Consider the following 17,478-nt stretch of genomic DNA (forward strand, 5'->3'; position numbering starts at 1 on the left):
TCCCACTACCTGATTTAGAATGGCTGAAACAACGGATTTGCCGATTTTGATTCTTGGCACAAACCTTGCGAGTTGAATATAAGGAGAAAAGTTTATAAAAAAATAAATTCAAGGGGGGCATGGAATGAAAAACGTGTTAATAGTAGGAACCTTTGATACCAAGGGTCATGAATTCCAGTTTATTAAAGAATTGATTGAAAAGCGGGGTCTCAGTACCACCACAGTCAACTGCGGGGTTATCGGGGAGCCTTTGTTTGTGCCGGATGTCACCAGTGAAGCGGTTGCCATTGCGGGCGGATCATCGTTAGAAGAACTGCAGCAACAGCATGATCGGGGTCTGGGCATTGACGTGATGATGGCTGGAGCAGCAAAAATTACCAAAGATCTCTATGATCAGGGTAAGGTTGACGGGGTCATCAGTCTCGGCGGATCAGCGGGAACCACCATCGGCACCTTTGCGATGAGAAGTCTGCCGGTAGGCGTGCCGAAGATTATGGTGTCCACTGTAGCTTCGGGAGATACCCGTCCCTATGTCGGGGAAAAAGATATCACCATGATGTATTCGGTGGTGGATATTTCTGGCATCAACAGCATCTCCAATCACATTCTGGCCAACGCCGCCAATGCCATCGCCGGGATGGCCAGCTTTGATATTCCAGAACTAAAAGTAGAAAAACCACTGATAGCAGCGACGATGTTTGGGGTAACCACACCTTGTGTCACCGCAGCCAGAGAATATCTGGAAGATCAGGGCTATGAGGTATTAGTATTTCATGCCACCGGTGCTGGCGGCATGGCCATGGAAAGTCTGATTGAAGCCGGTTTTATCAAAGGTGTATTTGATGCGACCACCACTGAATGGTGCGATGAGGTAGCCGGTGGTGTCTTTTCTGCTGGCCCCACTCGTTTGGAAGCAGCAGCAAAAGTTGGGATTCCCCAAGTCGTTTCAGTAGGCGCTCTCGATATGGTCAATTTTGGAGCCATCGAAACCGTTCCGGAAAAATATAAAGATCGCAACCTCTACAAACATAATGCCAGCGTCACTCTGATGCGAACCACGATTGAAGAGTGTTCCCAGATGGGCAAAATCATCGCCAGTAAACTGAATGTGGCTACTGGCCCGGTTGCCTTATTTATTCCCTTAAAAGGCGTCTCGGCCATTGACGTGGAGGGAGCACCTTTTTATGGACCCCTAGAAGATGCTGAACTATTTGAACAATTAAGAGAAAATGTCAATGAAAAAGTTGAAGTCATCGAAATGGATACCGATATCAACGACGAAGCCTTTGCCCTGGCAATGGCCAAAAAATTGATTTCGATGATCGAAGGATAAAGAAGAAAATAGCGAAAAGGAGAAAAAAACATGGCAATAAAACGAGAAGAAGTGTTAAGACGGTTAAGAGAACAGGAAACTAAGGGAATTTCGGTAGTTGGTGCCGGAGCCGGTACCGGGATTTCAGCCAAATGTGCCGAAGCCGGCGGAGTAGATCTGATTATTATTTATAACTCCGGCCGTTACCGGATGGCTGGTCGGGGATCGCTGGCAGGGCTATTGTCTTACGGCGATGCCAATGCGATCGTCATGGACATGGCCAGAGAAGTGGTAACGATTGTCAAAGATACCCCAGTACTGGCTGGCGTCTGCGGAACCGATCCGTTTAGAGATATGGAAATGTTCTTGAAACAGGTCAAAGAAGCCGGGTTCTCTGGGGTTCAGAATTTCCCAACGGTTGGCTTAATCGATGGGGTGTTCCGTCAAAACTTGGAAGAAACCAATATGGGCTATGATCTGGAAGTGGACATGATAAAGAAAGCGCATGAACTGGATCTGGTAACCACACCCTATGTATTTAACGTCGAAGAGGCCGAAAAAATGGCCAAAGCCGGAGCTGATGTCCTGGTTGCCCATATGGGGTTGACAACCAAAGGCAGTATTGGGGCATCATCGGCCAAAACCCTTGATGATTGTGTCAAGTTAACCCAGGATATCTGTGATGCTGGTAAAGCAATTAATCCCGATATTATGGTTATTGTCCACGGCGGTCCAGTGGCCGAACCAGATGATGCCAAGTATGTCCTGGATCGAACTAAAGGCGTTTGTGGCTTCTTCGGAGCATCCAGCATCGAACGGCTGCCTACCGAAATAGCCATTACTAAACAGGTTAAGGATTTCAAAGATATCAAACTATAAAAAAGACTGGACGAATCCGATAAATTAATGTAAAATCATGCGTTGAATAAAAAGATAATTCTTTTTATTCAACGCTTTTTGTTTTACAGAGCGCAACTATTTGGTATAATGACAGCAAATGAGTTGATGGCGGGAGAATGGATTTTGAACAATGAAAAGAGCGTCCCAAAAAAGAACACGGTTTTGACCATCGATTGCGGCACCCGAGGACTCCGGGGAATTATTTTTGACGAGCTGGGCAATGAACTGGCCAAAAGCGAAGCATTATTCAAGGGTTATTATTCACAGCACTTTCAGTGGAAGGAAGCTTCGCCGGAAATGTTCTGGCAGGCACTGGTTAAGGTGGTTCAGGAGCTCAAGACTAAAGACCCGGAACTGTTCCTGACTATCCAGGGGATGACGGTGTCTTGTCAGCGGGACGTTATCACGGTTGTGGATGAAAAAGGAGAACCCCTGCGCAATTTTATCAGTTGGTTGGACCGCCGGGAATTGGCAGAACCGCTGCCCTATCCCTGGCCCTATACGCTACTTTTTAAGTGTATTGGATTCAGCGCTTATGCAAAATCATTCAGTAAGACCGCCCATGTCAATTGGATCAAGGTTCAGGAACCGGAAATCTGGGCCAAAACCCACAAGGTCGTTTTTCTTTCGACCTATTTCTTAACCCACTTAACCGGAAAAATAGCCGACAGCCGTTCCAACACCGCCGGCCATCTGCCCTTTGATACCAAAAAGAAGCAGTGGTGTGGTAAATATAATGTTAAAAGTCAGATTCTTCAGGTCGAGCCGGAAAAATGCTATCAGCTGACTGATTCCTGCGAAATCATTGGTCAGTTGACCGCCGAAGTCGCTGAAATCACCGGTCTGCCGGTGGGTTTGCCGATTGTGGCATCGGGGACGGATAAAGGCTGTGAAACTCTGGGTGTCGGCGCATTGACCCCAGATATTGCCAGCATTTCCCTGGGAACCCAGGCCACGGTGGAGATTACCACAAAAAAATACGTCGAGCTGTATCCCTTTTATCCCTCCTTTGCGGCGGTGGAGAATGACGCCTATAATCCCGAGGTCACTATTTATCACGGCTTTTGGATGGTGGACTGGTATGCCAGAGAATTTCTCGATCAGTCTGATCCCCAAGCGATCCATGAGATCCTCGAGGGCTATCTGGAAACCACTCTGCCAGGAGCGGATGGTCTGATTCATCAGCCCTACTGGGGGCGGGAAGCCTTTCGCCCCGAAGCCCGGGGAACCTTCATGGGCTTTAGTGAGGGTCACGATAAACGACATATTTACCGGGCCATCATCGAAGGCCTGGGCTATGCCTTATTGGAAGGGCTGGAACTGATTGAACGAAAAACAAAGGTACCGATTCAGGCCGTTGGTCTGTCCGGCGGCGGATCCCGCAGTGACGGGGTGGCTCAAATCATGGCCGATATCTTAAACCGGCCGGTTTACCGGGTGCAAACCTATGAAACCACTGGTTTGGGTGCGGCCATTGCCACCTTTGTCGGCTTAAACCATTATCCCGATATTCAAGCCGCCGGCGCAGCGATGATCCGAAAATCCCGGATCTTTGAACCCAACCCGGAAAATACAATAAAATATTCAGAAATCTATAATAAACTATACAAGCAATTATATCGTCGGGTAAAACCCTTATATCAATCGTATGAATAAATTCAGATAAGACCAAATAAGAACGCAACCGACATGTTAGAGAAGAGGTCATAAAAAACAATGAAAAGCAATTATAAAATGGGCATCGACATCGGTTCCACGACCATTAAGGTAGTGGTTATAGACAATCAGAACGAAATCATCTATGAAGAATACCGGCGTCATTTATCAAACATCAAAGTCACCATCGTCAATCTTTTAAAAGAAACCTATCAACAGCTGGGGGATCTGGAGGCGCGGGTCTGTGTCACTGGCTCCGGTGGACTGATGATCTCCCAATGGTTGGGCATCCCCTTCGTTCAGGAAGTGGTGGCCAGCACCCTGGCGGTGGATCGGGTCATACCAAAAACCGAGGTCGCCATTGAGCTGGGCGGCGAAGATGCCAAGATCACCTTTTTCACCGGGACCATCGAACAGCGGATGAACGGCACCTGTGCCGGGGGAACTGGTGCTTTTGTCGATCAGATGGCGACGCTGTTAAAAACCGATGCCGAGGGACTGAACGAATTGTCCAAAACCCACACGATGATTTATCCAATCGCCTCACGATGCGGTGTTTTTTCAAAAACCGATATTCAGCCACTGATTAATGAAGGGGCGGAGAAAGCGGATATCGCTGCCTCCATTTTTCAGGCAGTGGTCAACCAGACCATCAGCGGACTGGCCTGTGGCCATCCGATTCGAGGGAATGTGGCCTTTTTAGGGGGACCACTCTATTTTTTGTCGGAACTGCGACAGCGGTTTATTGAAACTCTGAAACTGACTGACGAACAAATTATTTTTCCCGCGAAGTCCAACCTCTTTGTCGCCATGGGGGCGGCCTATTCGGCTGAAAAAGAAGATAAAATACATTTGAAAGATCTGGTTACGGCCGTCGAAAATCTCGATTCGGTTTCCGAGAATGAAGTTGGTCGATTGGCGCCGTTGTTTAAAAACCAGGCAGAGCTTAAGCAGTTCCGGGCACGACATGATAAAAATCAGGTCGTCAAAAAAGCCTTAGCAGACCATAGTGGCTGCTGCTTTTTAGGGATCGATGTCGGTTCCACCACCACCAAAGCCGTTGTTATCGATAACGATGGCGCTTTGCTGTACAGTTATTATGGCGGCAATGAGGGCAGTCCCCTGGCGCAATCGATCAAAATTATCAAAGAAATTTACGGATTACTGCCGGCCGATGTTTATATCGCTAAGTCGACCGTTACCGGCTATGGCGAAAGTTTGATCAAAAAAGCGCTGAAAATTGATATCGGCGAAATTGAAACCATCGCCCACTATAAGGGTGCAAAATATTTCTGTCCCGAAGTTGATTTTATTCTCGACATCGGTGGTCAGGATATGAAGTGCATGAAAATAAAAAACGGCACCATCGACAGCATCATCCTCAATGAAGCCTGCTCCTCCGGTTGCGGTTCGTTTTTGGAGACCTTTGCTAAATCATTGGATCTTGACATGCAGGCCTTTGTGGAAGCCGCTTTGATGGCCAAAAACCCGGTTGATCTGGGGACCCGCTGCACCGTTTTTATGAATTCCAAGGTCAAACAGTCACAGAAAGAAGGCGCCGAAGTCGGAGATATCTCGGCCGGTCTGTCTTATTCAGTCATCAAGAACGCCCTGCAGAAGGTTATTAAAATCCATAATCCCAAAGAGCTGGGCGAGCATATCATCGTCCAGGGGGGCACCTTTAACAATCAGGCGGTGCTGCGAACCTTTGAAAAGATCACCGAAAAAGATGTCGTCCGTCCCGATATTGCCGGACTGATGGGAGCCTTTGGTGCGGCTCTGATTGCCCGGGAAAATTATCTCTCCGGGGAACGCAGCAATCTTTTGGATTTAGAAGCGCTGGACGATTTTCAGGTGGAAGTTGGCCACAAACGCTGTGGCGGTTGCAGCAACAACTGTCTGCTGACGATAAATCGCTTTAACGACGGCAGCCGCCATATTACCGGAAACCGTTGTGAGATTGGCGAAGGGAACGTCAAGAAAAATGCCGATCTGCCTAATCTCTATCAATACAAATATCAGCGAATTTTTAATTATCCCTCGCTGGTTGAAGCAGAAGCACCCCGGGGCAGTATCGGCATCCCCCGGGTTTTAAATCTCTATGAAAACTACCCTTTCTGGCATACCTTTTTTACCCATTTGGGCTATCGGGTGGTGCTATCGCCAGAATCCAATCGCAAGATTTATGAAAAAGGGATGGAGAGCATCCCCTCGGAGTCAGTCTGCTATCCGGCCAAACTGGCTCATGGCCATATTCAGGCACTGCTGGATCAGGGGATCAGTCTAATTTTCTATCCCTGTATTCCCTATGAGGAACAAGAGTTTGACGATGTTGATAACTGGTACAATTGCCCGATTGTGATGTCTTATCCGGAAACCATCAAGCATAATCAGGATGATGTCCAAAAAGAAGGGATTAGCTTTTTAAATCCGTTTCTGCCCTTTGACAATGATCAGCGGCTGGAAGAACGGCTGGCGGAAATTTTCGGGGTTTATGGTATCAATCGCCTGGAAATTACTGAAGCCATGGATGCTGCCATTGCCGAAAAAGAAGCCTTCCGCCGGGACATGGAGAGAAAAGGGGAAGAAACCATTGCCTATTTAAAAGAAACCGGGCAAAAGGGCATTGTTCTGGCCGGCCGGCCTTACCATATTGATCCCGAGGTCAATCATGGTCTGGATCATATCATTACTGGTCTGGACATGGCCGTGCTCACCGAAGATGCCATTGCCCATCTTTATCATCCCAAAGAGGATGAGCGCTTCCGGGTTCTGGATCAGTGGAAATATCACAGCCGCTTATATAAGGCAGCGGAGGTGGTTAACCAGCATGATTTTCTGGAACTGGTGCAGCTGACTTCGTTTGGCTGTGGACTGGATGCGGTGACCTCAGAGCAAACCCAGGAGATCCTGGAAAGCCATGGCAATATTTATACGATGATTAAAATTGACGAGGTCAACAATCTCGGTGCCATCCGAATCCGGATGCGATCACTAAAAGCGGCGATGATCGAACGGGAGAAAAACAATATTTTGGTCGCACCAACCCAAATGAAACAGCGGGTGGTCTTTACCAAAGCGATGAAAAAGAAGCATACGCTGCTGGCGCCCCAGATGTCACCGATCCATTTTGATTTTATCGAAGAGGCGATGTCGAGCCAGGGTTATAATGTTGTCGTTATGCCCAGCGTTGATAATGCCGCCATTGATGAAGGGTTAACCTATGTCAATAACGATGCCTGCTATCCGACCATTATTACCACCGGCCAGATTATGGCAGCCCTGAAATCGGGAAAATACGATCTCGATAATGTGTCGGTATTAATGACTCAGACCGGGGGGCCCTGCCGCGCCTCTAACTATGTGGCGTTTATCAGAAAAGCCCTGGAATCAGCCGGGATGTCGCAAATACCGGTTATTTCGCTCAGTGCTATCGGTCTCGAAAAGAATCCCGGCTTTAAGCTCAGTCTGCCGCTGTTAACCCGGTTGTTGGTAGGAATTGTCTATGGCGATCTGCTGCAACGCGTCGTCAGCGGCACCCGGCCTTATGAGCTCCATCCCGGTTCCACTGAAGAATTGTACCAATCCTGGCGCAAAAAAATAAAAGCGGGCATGAAAAATGGCAATCTCCGGGATTTCAAAGAAAATGTCCGGGCGATTGTCAATGAATTTGATGCCTTGCCGCGAATTGATAAAAAACTGCCGAAGGTTGCCATCGTCGGCGAAATTCTGGTAAAATACCATCCCACTGCCAATAACAACCTTCAAGCCGTATTAGAAGCCGAAGGTGCTGAAGTGGTCATGCCGGATCTGATGGATTTCTTCTTGTACTGTTGTTACAACCAGATCTTTAAATATGAGGAATTGTCAGGCAAACGAAAATCGATGAAGAGTGCCAAACTGATTATAAAATTACTGGAGTTCTCGCGAAAAAATATGAAGCTTGCCCTGAATGCCAGTACTCACTTTCATGCCCCCTCGACCATTGAGAAAAAGGCTCAAAAAGCTCAGGAACTGATTTCACTGGGAAATCAGGGCGGCGAAGGCTGGTTCTTGACGGCCGAAATGATGGAATTAATCGATGATGGCGTGGAGAACATTGTCTGTGTCCAACCCTTTGCCTGTCTGCCTAACCACGTGATGGGAAAAGGGATGATTAAACCGATCCGGCAAAAATATCCACTATCCAACATTGCCCCGATCGACTACGATCCGGGCGCCAGTGAGGTCAATCAGCTGAATCGCATCAAACTGATGATGGAAACTGCCAAACGGAATCTCGATCGGAAAAACTAAGAAACTGGCTAGTTTGGTTTGACAAAAATTGTAGAAATAGAACTAACGTAGTACCGACATCCTAAGACTGGCTTGACAGCCGGTCTTAATTTTTTGCAAAAAAAAAGAACCGCTTCAGAAGAAACAGCTCGTTTTCCTAAATGAAAAAGGGGAGTAATTCATTTAGAGATAAAGGATTATATGTGATAAATTTATTATATGGAGATAAAACCAAGATTACAATCATTATTTTTCCTATAACGTTTTCAGAATTATGTAATAGTTTACAATTTAATCAAAAATTTACATAATAGAATTTCAGGATGTGATATAATTTCATTACACAAAAAAACAAGGAGTCAAAATGAAAAAAATATTGATAATAGAAGATGAATTAAATATCTATGAACTGATTAAATTTAACCTGGAAACTCATGGATTTGAAGTAGAAGGTGTGCAGGACGGCGCATTGGCCATTGAAAAAATATTAGATGTTTTGCCGGATTTGATTATTCTAGATCTGATGTTGCCAGGAAAAGACGGCATCAGTATTTGCCGGGAAATTAGGGCAAATGCGATTATTTCATATATACCAATTATTATGCTCACCGCCAAGAGCGAAGAATTTGACAAGGTGCTGGGACTGGAAATCGGAGCAGATGACTATATTACCAAGCCCTTTGGCGTCAAAGAACTCTGTGCCCGGGTCAAGGCCGTTTTAAGACGGACCGAAATTCTTTTATCAAAAGAGGATGAAACCATTGTTGTGGGCGATTTGCATATTGAACCAAAGGCCTTTGAAGTCTATCAAAAGGGCGAAAAATTGGCTCTTACCCTTAAAGAATATGAATTGCTGGTATTTTTAGCCAAACACCGCGGTCAGGTTTTAACAAGGGATCAATTATTGGATCAGATCTGGGGATTTGACTATTATGGTGAGACCCGCACCGTCGATGTCCATATCCGCTATTTAAGGAAAAAAATAGAGGAACAATCAGAAGATGGCAAAAAATATATCGAAACCGTCCGCGGGGTTGGGTATCGTTTTATTGAGAAATAGGAGAGTGATATGAAGAAACGCCTGTCTATTTCACTGACAATCATTATCATTGCCAGCATTGTGATCTGTGGTTTATTTACCACCATCAGTTATCGTCAGAGTTATTATGCTGACACTGAGAATAATATAAAAAAGAGTAGCAACTATATTATGAACTACCTGCTACCAGAATTTCTGCAAACCGGAAACAAAGAAAATATGGATAATTTTGCCAAAAGTACGAATGTGCGGATGACGATTATTAACAGCCAGGGGGATGTAACCTATGAATCGGTTCAGGGGTTGGGTGGTTTAGAAAATCATAAAAATCGTCCTGAAATTCTCGGTGCGCTGGCCGGCAATGAAACAACAGCGGTGCGTTTTTCCAACACGATTAAGGACGATATGATTTATGTCGCCACCCCTTATTTTGATCAAAACAAAGCGATTGAGGCGGTATTGCGAATTTCCATGCCAGTGAATGCAATGGATGATGCTATGTTTGAAATGATCAACAATATTATTTTTGTGATATTAACAACCATTCTGGCGACAACGCTGCTGATTAATTACTTTATTAACCGGGAACTGAAACCATTAGAGGATGCCTCCGTCTTTGCTAGAGAAATTGCCTCGGGAAAATATGGACAGCAACTGACGATGATCCGTGAAGATCAAATCGGGGAGCTGGTGGAGTCACTCAATCAGATGTCGATCCAATTGAATGACTCATTTACCGAAATGAACCAAAAGAATGCTGAACTTACCGCCATCTTATCGAATATGAATCACGGCGTCATTGCCATCGATAAGAATAGGCACATCGTCCATTTAAATGAAGCCGCTCGCAAGGTATTGCGGATTCCCATGAATGATGCAGTGATTGGACAAAATATCCTGGAAGTTTATCGGGAGTCGTTTATCCTAGAACTGATGACCTATCTGGAAAATGGTGAGTGTGAAAAAACAAGCTTCGAATCACGGATTCATTCTAATCAGATATTACGGGTTTATATTAATCAGATCGAAGAAAATAACAGTATCAACGGTCATATTATTATTTTTGAGGATATTACCCTGTTAAAAAATCTGGAAAAAATGCGCCGGGACTTTGTCGCCAATGTTTCCCATGAGTTAAAAACACCAATTACCACCATCAAAGGTTTTATTGAAACCATTCAAGTGAATCAAATCACTGATCCCAAAACCCTGGAACGTTTTTATTCCATTATCTACGAAGAAAGCGATCGTCTTAGCCGACTGGTCAGCGATATACTGGTCTTGTCCCAGCTGGAAAATAAGGGGGGCTTTGACCGAAAGTTTGAATTGCTGCGTACCGATACGGAAATTATGCAGATTTTTGATATTCTGAAGCTGAGTGCCGAAGATAAAGCCATGGCGTTGGTATTAAATAGTGAAGAGTCCATTGAATTGGAGTTCGTGGCTGATGAATTCTGCCAAATGATGATTAATCTCATTGACAATGCTATTAAGTATTCGGAACCGGGACAGCGGGTGGAAGTTACCTTATCTGCGCAAGCAGAAGAGATTATCATCCAAGTCCGGGATCATGGTTTTGGGATTCCAGAAAAGGATGTCGACCGGATCTTTGAGCGGTTTTATCGGGTCGATAAGAGCCGCTCTAAGGAAAAAGGCGGCACCGGTCTGGGCTTGGCAATTGTTAAGCACATTGTTCAGAACAACCGTGGAACGATCGTCGTATCAAGCCAGGTAGGCGAAGGAACCGAATTTAAGATCACATTACCTAAATTTAAAGATCAATAAAGGTTGCCGTTTAACTCCCGTACCGACCAATTGTTAATCTGTTGTTCGCTGCGGAATCGGACAGGCTCTGCCGTGTCCGCTCCGATGCGTACAACATGATGTAACAATTGTCGGTACTGCTTTATCGCTTAAAAAAATAGCCGGTCAGTGATGACCGGCTATTTTTTTTGAGGCAGATTCAGTTTTGCGAAAATGGTGGTTTTGCCAAGCAGACGCATCAGCTCTCGGGCGGTTATGCCGATAAATAGCCCGGTGGGGATAGCCAGTAGCATTAAGAACAGGAAATAGAGCAGTAGGCTGGTGGTTTGTACGACAATGGCAGCAACAATGACCTGACCCAGATTGTGGGAGATGGCACCAAAAACACTGATTAGGATGATCGATATTTTATCTTTGAAAAAGTGAAGCAGCAGGCTCATCACCAGCAGACTGAGCAGGCCGCCGCCAAGACTGTAGACAATCGAAAAGCCGCCGCCAAACATGAAGCCCGATAAAAATATTCGGGCAATCACCACCAACATGGTCAGCGGCCAACCCAGGGTCAGCAGTGACACCAGGGTAATGATGTTGGGTAGACCAATTTTTGCCCCGGGAATCGGCAGTGGCAAGGGTATCAAGCTTTCAATATAACTGAGAATCAGAGCCATGGCCACATATAGGCTGAGAATAACCAGCCGATAGGCTTTGGAATTCATCAGGATTCACCGGTGATGACTTCCACCACTAGTTTGTGAGGCAGACAGACAATCGTTTCCCCGGGGCTGGAAATGGGATAGGTCTTGACACAGATATGGTCGGGACAGTCGGCTTCTACAATTTTGGCAGTGTCACCTGAAATTTCAAGGGTATTTGAACCGGAGGCATCAGTAAAGGTTTCGGTGTGATCTTCACTAAGTGGAAAAATGGCAACAACGTCGCCCTGGCGGGTGACCCGAACCGAAAGCGGCTCATTGGTTGCATTGATTAAATAAAAAGCGGCAATGCCGACTAAACAGACTGCCAGTAAGCCGATGATGATGATGATTTCGTTTTTTTTCATGGAGACCTCTTTAAATAGTAATTAAGAACGCTCTTATTTTATCTGAAAAATACCAGATGGTAAAGACTTTACCATTATTTTATGCTTTTTTTCAGAGACTTTGATATAATACATTTATTTGTTAAAGGAACGGGTGTAATATATGAAACGAATAAGTGTGAAAAAGCAGAGCTGGACAATCACTGGAATGGGATTTGTCATATTACTGCTGACGGTGTTCTTATCGGGCTGTGATCAGGGGAAAACGGTGTCCCGCAGTGACTTTTTACTGGACACCTTTGTTAGTATAACTCTTTATGGCGAGTCCGACGAGAGTTTGTTGGATAAACCGTTTGAACGGATTGCCGCATTGAACAGCAGTCTCACCGCCTTTGAAACCGGTAGTGATCTGGGGATGATTAAAGAAAATGCCGGTGTTAAACCAGTTGCTGTTTCAGATGATACGTACAAAATTATAGAAAAAAGCCTGGTATATTCCAAAGATTCAGGCGGATATTTCGATGTGACTATCGGTCCGTTAGTCGATCTCTGGGGCATTCATTCCCCGGAAACAAAGGAAGCCCCAGCGCCGGAAGCAATCAATGCGGCGAAAGCAAAAACTGATTATACTAAAATTATTTTGAATCCCGCCGATCAGTCGGTTTATTTAACCGATGCAGGGATGGCGGTGAACTTGGGCGCCATCGCCAAAGGGTATATCGCTGATGAGGTGATGGTCGTTCTCAAAGAAGAAGGGGTAGAGCACGCCATCGTCAACCTTGGCGGAAATGTGCTGGTGATGGGCGGAAAAGCCGATAACAGCGATTTTGGGGTGGGCGTTGAAGATCCCCGAAATCCGGGCAATGGATATCTGGGGGTCTTATCCCTCAAAGACGGCTCGGTAGTGACTTCAGGGGATTATCAACGCTATTTTGTGGACGCAGCCGGAAAAAAATATCATCATATTTTAGATCCGTTTACTGGTTATCCGGCGGATTCAGGACTGATACAGGTAACCGTCGTTACTGAAGCTTCAATAGACGCCGACAGTTTATCGACGACGCTGTTTTTATTGGGGCTTGATGAAGGGTTAAAAAAGGTTGAAGCGCTGCCGGATGTGGAAGCTATTTTTATCACCAATGAAAACCAGATCGTTGTCACGAGTGGCTTAAAAGATGCATTCGTATTTGATGAAGAAAATTATGGCAGTACCTACACCATGACAGTGCATTAACCATTGTGCGATTCTGACTTATCAGGTATGATAAGTTGAAGTTTTGAAAAAGAAGGAACAAAATGCAATATAATGAGCTAGTGAAAAATTATCAAGATGAAGCAATACGACTGCGGCGGGAACTCCATCAAATACCGGAAGAGGGATTTGATTTAACAAAAACCCAGGCTTATCTCATCAATTACCTGGTAAACTTGGGATATCAGCCGGAAAAAATCTGCGAGACCGGTCTGATTCTATATATAAAAGGGCAATGCGACGATGATGCGATTGCCTTTCGCGCCGATATGGATGCCCTTTGCATTCGGGAAGAAACCGATCATGATTATGTTTCCCGGCATCCTGGCTGGATGCATGCCTGCGGACATGACGGACATATGACGATGAATCTGCTGTTGGCAAAATATCTGGCCGATTTTCCCAATCAACGAAAGCGCAGTGTGCTGTTGATCTTTCAACCGGGCGAAGAAGGACCCGGCGGTGCAAAACCGATGATTGCTGCCGGAATCTTCAAAAGATATCCGGTTAAAGCGATCTTTGGTTATCATCTATTTCCCTTTATCGAAGAAGGCAAGCTGGGGACAAAGGCCGGCCCGATGATGGGTCAGAACAGTGAGTTCTTTATCACCGTTCATGGCGTCAGCGGTCATGCGGCTGAACCACAGCGATCAACGGACGCCATCGTTGCCAGCGCTTCCCTGATCACCTGCCTCCAGAGTATTGTCAGTCGGAACACCAATCCGATGGAGAGTGTGGTTATCTCGATTGGCCTGCTCAACGGCGGAACGCGAGTGAATGTCGTGGCTGATGAGGTTAAACTTGGAGGAACCATCCGATCGTTTAGCGATAAGTGTCATGCTAAGCTTCATCGGCGGATTGAGGAAGTCGTCAAAGGTGTTGAACTAACCCATGGTTGTAACATCGAATTGAGATTTGTTGAGATGTATCCGGCCGTTATTAACGATGAAAGACTTTATGATATTTTCAAAGAATTGATCCCGTTGGAAAGTAGGGTTCGCTTTCGAAAAGTTATGTTATCTGAGGACTTTTCCTTTTTTCAGCAAGAAGTGCCGGGCTTATATATTGGAGTGGGAACCGGCAATGAGGAAAAAGGATTCAATAAAAATCTACATACTACAGGTTTCAATTTTGACGAGATGGTCTTGTTAAAAGGGCTGGAAGCGTCACTTAAATTTATAAACTACTCAAAAAATTATTAAAACAGGAGAGCTAATTATGTACGAAGAGTTTGCACAGGTGTATGATGAACTAATGAAAGAAATAGATTATTCTAAATGGTCCGATTATGTTCAGCGTTTATTTTTTAATAGCAAGCGAGAAATCAAAACCGTTTTAGAATTTGGCTGTGGAACAGGAAACATCACCTGTAATCTGGCCCAAAAGGGGCTGAATATGACGGCGGTGGATCTATCCGAAGCAATGCTGACGGTGGCAGATGAAAAAGCGGATCGGCTGGGACTCAAAAATATTCAGTTTTATTTGGGTGATATGAGTAATTTCCAAATCAATCAAACCTTTGACGCCGTTATTTCCTGCTGTGACAGTGTGAATTATTTGCCTGATCTGGAAGCCTTACAAAGCTTTTTCCTGAGCAGCTTTGAATGTCTGGAAAGCGAGGGGATTCTACTTTTTGACGTTAACACGGTGACCAAATATAAAAAAACGATTATGGATAATACCTATATCTACGATTTGGATGATATATTCTGTGTTTGGGAAAACGAACCTGATTTTACCGAAAACGCCATGCATTTCAATCTGACGTTTTTCGAGAAAAACAAGAATGGAACCTATAATCGCCATGAGGAGACTCAGGTTCAGTATTTCTATACCATCGAAGACATCCATCGATGTCTGACCAATATTGGTTTTAAAAATATGAAGTATTATGATTTTGGAACCTTCCTGCAAGGTAGCAATGAAGGCGAACGTATTCAGGTCATTGCCGAAAAAAGATAAAATCAATAAAAATTCAATAAAATAGTTGACAATTAGTTTTTGCAGCCGTATAATAACACTTGTATCTCAACTGATGGTCGCATAGCTCAGCTGGGAGAGCACCTGCCTTACAAGCAGGGGGTCACAGGTTCGAGCCCTGTTGCGACCACCATTTTTCATACATGCGGCCTGGTAGTTCAGTTGGTTAGAATGCCAGCCTGTCACGCTGGAGGTCGAGAGTTCGAGTCTCTTCCAGGTCGCCATCTAAGCAGAGAACCAAAAATGCACGAACGTAGTGAGTGAACATTTTTGTGTGAATCGCTTATGCAATTATCGACAGTTTGTTTCCTTTAAATTATAACAAAGCAAAATTGGAGATAATTGTAAACAATAAATAAATAGCAATCTCTTGCTACCCCAAGGTTAATGGTCATCCAAATATTGGGTAATTAACCACGGCGTAGTAAAGTCATGCGACGAACTTTAAACGTTTAACATGAATGATTTATTTATATGCCCAAATAGCTCAGTCGGTATAAGTAGAGAACCCAAATCTTTGATTTGGTGTGAATCACTTAGTTAGGCAGACAAATGTATCGCCGAAACGATTGAAGACAAACAAAACTATTTTATTTATATGCCCAAATAGCTCAGTCGGTAGAGCAGAGGACTGAAAATCCTCGTGTCGGTGGTTCGATTCCGCCTCTGGGCACCAACCTGAATGGTGAAGAAACAATCCTTTCGTTATGAAAGGATTGTTTTTTTGTGTTGATAAGTCTTTTTATAATTGATAGAATATGTAAAATGCAATTATTCAAGGGGGCTATTCATGAAGATATTTTCGAAGGCGTTAAATCTGAAGCATCAGCATTACATAAAATACGACATTGTAGACTCGATGGAGATATATTTGATAAACAATCCGGTAGATTTTTATGGTATGGATTATGGATTCATTGCCTGGCTATTGATTGATAAAAAAAATGACCTGAATATTCTAGTAGAAATAGGACCGGCTGCAGCTATTGATGTTGTAAAGGATACGATAGATATTCTTGGCATCGAAAAAATCGATTATATCCTATTGACACATATACATCTAGATCATGCAGGTGGATTAGGCCATATTCTGAAGTACTATCCTGATGCAATGGTTTATGCGTCTGAAAAAGGAAGAAAGCATATTGTGGATCCTGACAAATTATGGGAAAGTAGTGTGAAAGTTCTTGGTAAGAAATTAACTGATGCCTATCAGAGGACAATCGGTATTCCTGAAAAGAATGTACTTAAAGAAAAGCCAATTATTGAAGGGCTGTCAATCATTGAAACACCTGGTCACGCACCGCATCATGAAACTTTTGTTTTCGAAAGGGAAGGCGTTCAATTGGTTTTTTGCGGAGAGGCCGCAGGAATGATTTATGGAATAGCTGAAAGAAAGTTGGTACTAGATGAAGGGATTGATCATGAACCTGATTATATATATTTATATCCGGCTACCATTTATAGATTTGAATATGATGTAAGTGAAAATTCGTTGAAAAAACTCATATCATTAGCTCAAGAAGAAAACTGCTATTTGTTTTATAGCCATTATGGCATAGCGGAAAATGGCAAAAAAATGCTTGAATCACATCTAGTCCAATTAACATTTTGGAAGGATATGATAGCAAGAGAAGTCAGCGCGCGTATCGAGGAGGGGATGGATCCGCTAGGTAAAGAGTTCTTGAAAGGACTCACACAGCATTTGATAGAATCAGATCCGTACTTGGGGGATTTTCCAAATTACAAGGAAGATGTCAAAAGAGCGCAGTTTAGATATATTCTAAACTCCGTATATGGAATTGCTGATTGGGCAGTGAGAAACAACCACATTGCACAAGACTGATTTTGTCTATTTTGAATGCATCTCAAGAAGAAGTTTAGATAGCATTAAGAGGCTTTTCTCATTGACCGAATGATTGTTTTCCAGTATGAGGTACTTTTCATATCTGGACAGTCCATATTCCTTGAGACTTATATACTTGATATACTCCTCATCGTTGTTAAAGCCCTCTCTAACCAATAATTCAAGTTCGATTTTTGCTGATTTTTTGCTCCATAAGAATTTGTATAAAAGTGCATTTACAATCAGATCGTAATCATCTACCGGTAAGCATGCGAGGCTGAATCTGATGCTGTTCCTTTTTATTTGAAGGGTTTTTTTGATAAGATGCAGTGTATTATAGGATGGCTTGTCCATAATAATCGAGCTTTTGGGAACATGATTATTGACATAATTGAATATAAGTGGAAGGCTTAAT

General features: G+C 44.1%; 13 protein-coding genes and 3 tRNA genes. 13 read left to right on the forward strand and 3 right to left on the reverse strand.

Annotation, left to right across the window (positions count from 1 at the left end):
* Positions 1 to 124 precede the first annotated feature (124 nt).
* The 6 genes from Q7J41_RS06445 (at position 125) to Q7J41_RS06470 (ending at position 10,967) form a co-directional block, all read left to right on the forward strand.
* The gene (locus tag Q7J41_RS06445) at positions 125 to 1,333 is read left to right on the forward strand and encodes a Tm-1-like ATP-binding domain-containing protein (RefSeq protein WP_304886363.1); all 1,209 of its coding nucleotides are present in this window, start codon (positions 125 to 127) and stop codon (positions 1,331 to 1,333) included.
* A 30-nt stretch (positions 1,334 to 1,363) separates the two neighbouring features.
* Positions 1,364 to 2,191 (forward strand): phosphoenolpyruvate hydrolase family protein, encoded by an 828-nt coding sequence (locus Q7J41_RS06450; RefSeq protein WP_304886365.1) that lies wholly within the window; start codon positions 1,364 to 1,366, stop codon positions 2,189 to 2,191.
* A 144-nt stretch (positions 2,192 to 2,335) separates the two neighbouring features.
* A complete protein-coding gene (locus Q7J41_RS06455; RefSeq protein WP_304886366.1) occupies positions 2,336 to 3,868 on the forward strand; it encodes an FGGY-family carbohydrate kinase in 1,533 nt (510 codons plus the stop codon).
* A gap of 60 nt (positions 3,869 to 3,928) precedes the next feature.
* Positions 3,929 to 8,164, forward strand: a complete 4,236-nt coding sequence (locus Q7J41_RS06460) for a 2-hydroxyacyl-CoA dehydratase (RefSeq protein ID WP_304886367.1) — start codon at positions 3,929 to 3,931, stop codon at positions 8,162 to 8,164.
* A gap of 343 nt (positions 8,165 to 8,507) precedes the next feature.
* Positions 8,508 to 9,203 (forward strand): winged helix-turn-helix domain-containing protein, encoded by a 696-nt coding sequence (locus Q7J41_RS06465; protein WP_304886369.1) that lies wholly within the window; start codon positions 8,508 to 8,510, stop codon positions 9,201 to 9,203.
* A 9-nt stretch (positions 9,204 to 9,212) separates the two neighbouring features.
* Positions 9,213 to 10,967 carry an ATP-binding protein gene (locus tag Q7J41_RS06470; RefSeq protein WP_304886370.1) on the forward strand — a complete coding sequence of 585 codons (1,755 nt, stop codon included), beginning with the start codon at positions 9,213 to 9,215 and terminating at the stop codon, positions 10,965 to 10,967.
* A gap of 158 nt (positions 10,968 to 11,125) precedes the next feature.
* Here the strand turns inward: Q7J41_RS06470 and Q7J41_RS06475 are convergent, their stop codons facing one another.
* Positions 11,126 to 11,662: a Gx transporter family protein gene (locus Q7J41_RS06475; RefSeq protein WP_304886372.1), complete on the reverse strand. Its 537-nt coding sequence runs from the start codon at positions 11,660 to 11,662 to the stop codon at positions 11,126 to 11,128.
* On the reverse strand, positions 11,662 to 12,006 hold the full coding sequence (locus Q7J41_RS06480; protein WP_304886374.1) for a NusG domain II-containing protein: 345 nt from the start codon (positions 12,004 to 12,006) through the stop codon (positions 11,662 to 11,664). Before Q7J41_RS06480 ends, Q7J41_RS06475 begins: the two co-directional genes overlap by 1 nt.
* 142 nt (positions 12,007 to 12,148) lie before the next feature.
* Here Q7J41_RS06480 and Q7J41_RS06485 point away from each other — a divergent pair, with 142 nt between their 5' ends.
* The 7 genes from Q7J41_RS06485 to Q7J41_RS06515 all read left to right on the forward strand — a co-directional run bounded on the left by Q7J41_RS06485 (position 12,149) and on the right by Q7J41_RS06515 (position 17,063).
* Positions 12,149 to 13,219 carry an FAD:protein FMN transferase gene (locus tag Q7J41_RS06485; RefSeq protein WP_304886376.1) on the forward strand — a complete coding sequence of 357 codons (1,071 nt, stop codon included), beginning with the start codon at positions 12,149 to 12,151 and terminating at the stop codon, positions 13,217 to 13,219.
* Positions 13,220 to 13,281: 62 nt separating this feature from the next.
* Positions 13,282 to 14,439 carry a M20 family metallopeptidase gene (locus Q7J41_RS06490; protein WP_304886378.1) on the forward strand — a complete coding sequence of 386 codons (1,158 nt, stop codon included), beginning with the start codon at positions 13,282 to 13,284 and terminating at the stop codon, positions 14,437 to 14,439.
* A gap of 16 nt (positions 14,440 to 14,455) precedes the next feature.
* A complete protein-coding gene (locus tag Q7J41_RS06495) occupies positions 14,456 to 15,199 on the forward strand; it encodes a class I SAM-dependent methyltransferase (protein WP_304886380.1) in 744 nt (247 codons plus the stop codon).
* A 75-nt stretch (positions 15,200 to 15,274) separates the two neighbouring features.
* Positions 15,275 to 15,350: transfer RNA gene (locus Q7J41_RS06500), tRNA-Val, on the forward strand.
* A gap of 14 nt (positions 15,351 to 15,364) precedes the next feature.
* Positions 15,365 to 15,441: transfer RNA gene (locus Q7J41_RS06505), tRNA-Asp, on the forward strand.
* Positions 15,442 to 15,817: 376 nt separating this feature from the next.
* Positions 15,818 to 15,893 (forward strand) — tRNA-Phe (locus Q7J41_RS06510).
* Positions 15,894 to 16,007: 114 nt separating this feature from the next.
* Positions 16,008 to 17,063, forward strand: a complete 1,056-nt coding sequence (locus tag Q7J41_RS06515; protein WP_304886381.1) for an MBL fold metallo-hydrolase — start codon at positions 16,008 to 16,010, stop codon at positions 17,061 to 17,063.
* 6 nt (positions 17,064 to 17,069) lie between these two features.
* Here Q7J41_RS06515 and Q7J41_RS06520 read toward each other — a convergent pair.
* A partial coding sequence (locus Q7J41_RS06520) for a hypothetical protein (protein WP_304886383.1) occupies positions 17,070 to 17,478 on the reverse strand: 409 nt, incomplete at its 5' end.

Source organism: Acetobacterium sp., from assembly GCF_030652775.1.
GTDB lineage: Bacteria > Bacillota > Clostridia > Eubacteriales > Eubacteriaceae > Acetobacterium.

Bases quoted from the DNA above. Each gene is read 5' to 3' on its own strand.
- Q7J41_RS06445 (WP_304886363.1), top strand. From the start codon at position 125: ATGAAAAACGTGTTAATAGTAGGAACCTTTGATACCAAGGGTCATGAA.
- Q7J41_RS06450 (WP_304886365.1), top strand. From the start codon at position 1,364: ATGGCAATAAAACGAGAAGAAGTGTTAAGACGGTTAAGAGAACAGGAA.
- Q7J41_RS06460 (WP_304886367.1), top strand. From the start codon at position 3,929: ATGAAAAGCAATTATAAAATGGGCATCGACATCGGTTCCACGACCATT.
- Q7J41_RS06465 (WP_304886369.1), top strand. From the start codon at position 8,508: ATGAAAAAAATATTGATAATAGAAGATGAATTAAATATCTATGAACTG.
- Q7J41_RS06470 (WP_304886370.1), top strand. From the start codon at position 9,213: ATGAAGAAACGCCTGTCTATTTCACTGACAATCATTATCATTGCCAGC.
- Q7J41_RS06475 (WP_304886372.1), bottom strand. From the start codon at position 11,662: ATGAATTCCAAAGCCTATCGGCTGGTTATTCTCAGCCTATATGTGGCC.
- Q7J41_RS06480 (WP_304886374.1), bottom strand. From the start codon at position 12,006: ATGAAAAAAAACGAAATCATCATCATCATCGGCTTACTGGCAGTCTGT.
- Q7J41_RS06485 (WP_304886376.1), top strand. From the start codon at position 12,149: ATGAAACGAATAAGTGTGAAAAAGCAGAGCTGGACAATCACTGGAATG.
- Q7J41_RS06490 (WP_304886378.1), top strand. From the start codon at position 13,282: ATGCAATATAATGAGCTAGTGAAAAATTATCAAGATGAAGCAATACGA.
- Q7J41_RS06495 (WP_304886380.1), top strand. From the start codon at position 14,456: ATGTACGAAGAGTTTGCACAGGTGTATGATGAACTAATGAAAGAAATA.
- Q7J41_RS06515 (WP_304886381.1), top strand. From the start codon at position 16,008: ATGAAGATATTTTCGAAGGCGTTAAATCTGAAGCATCAGCATTACATA.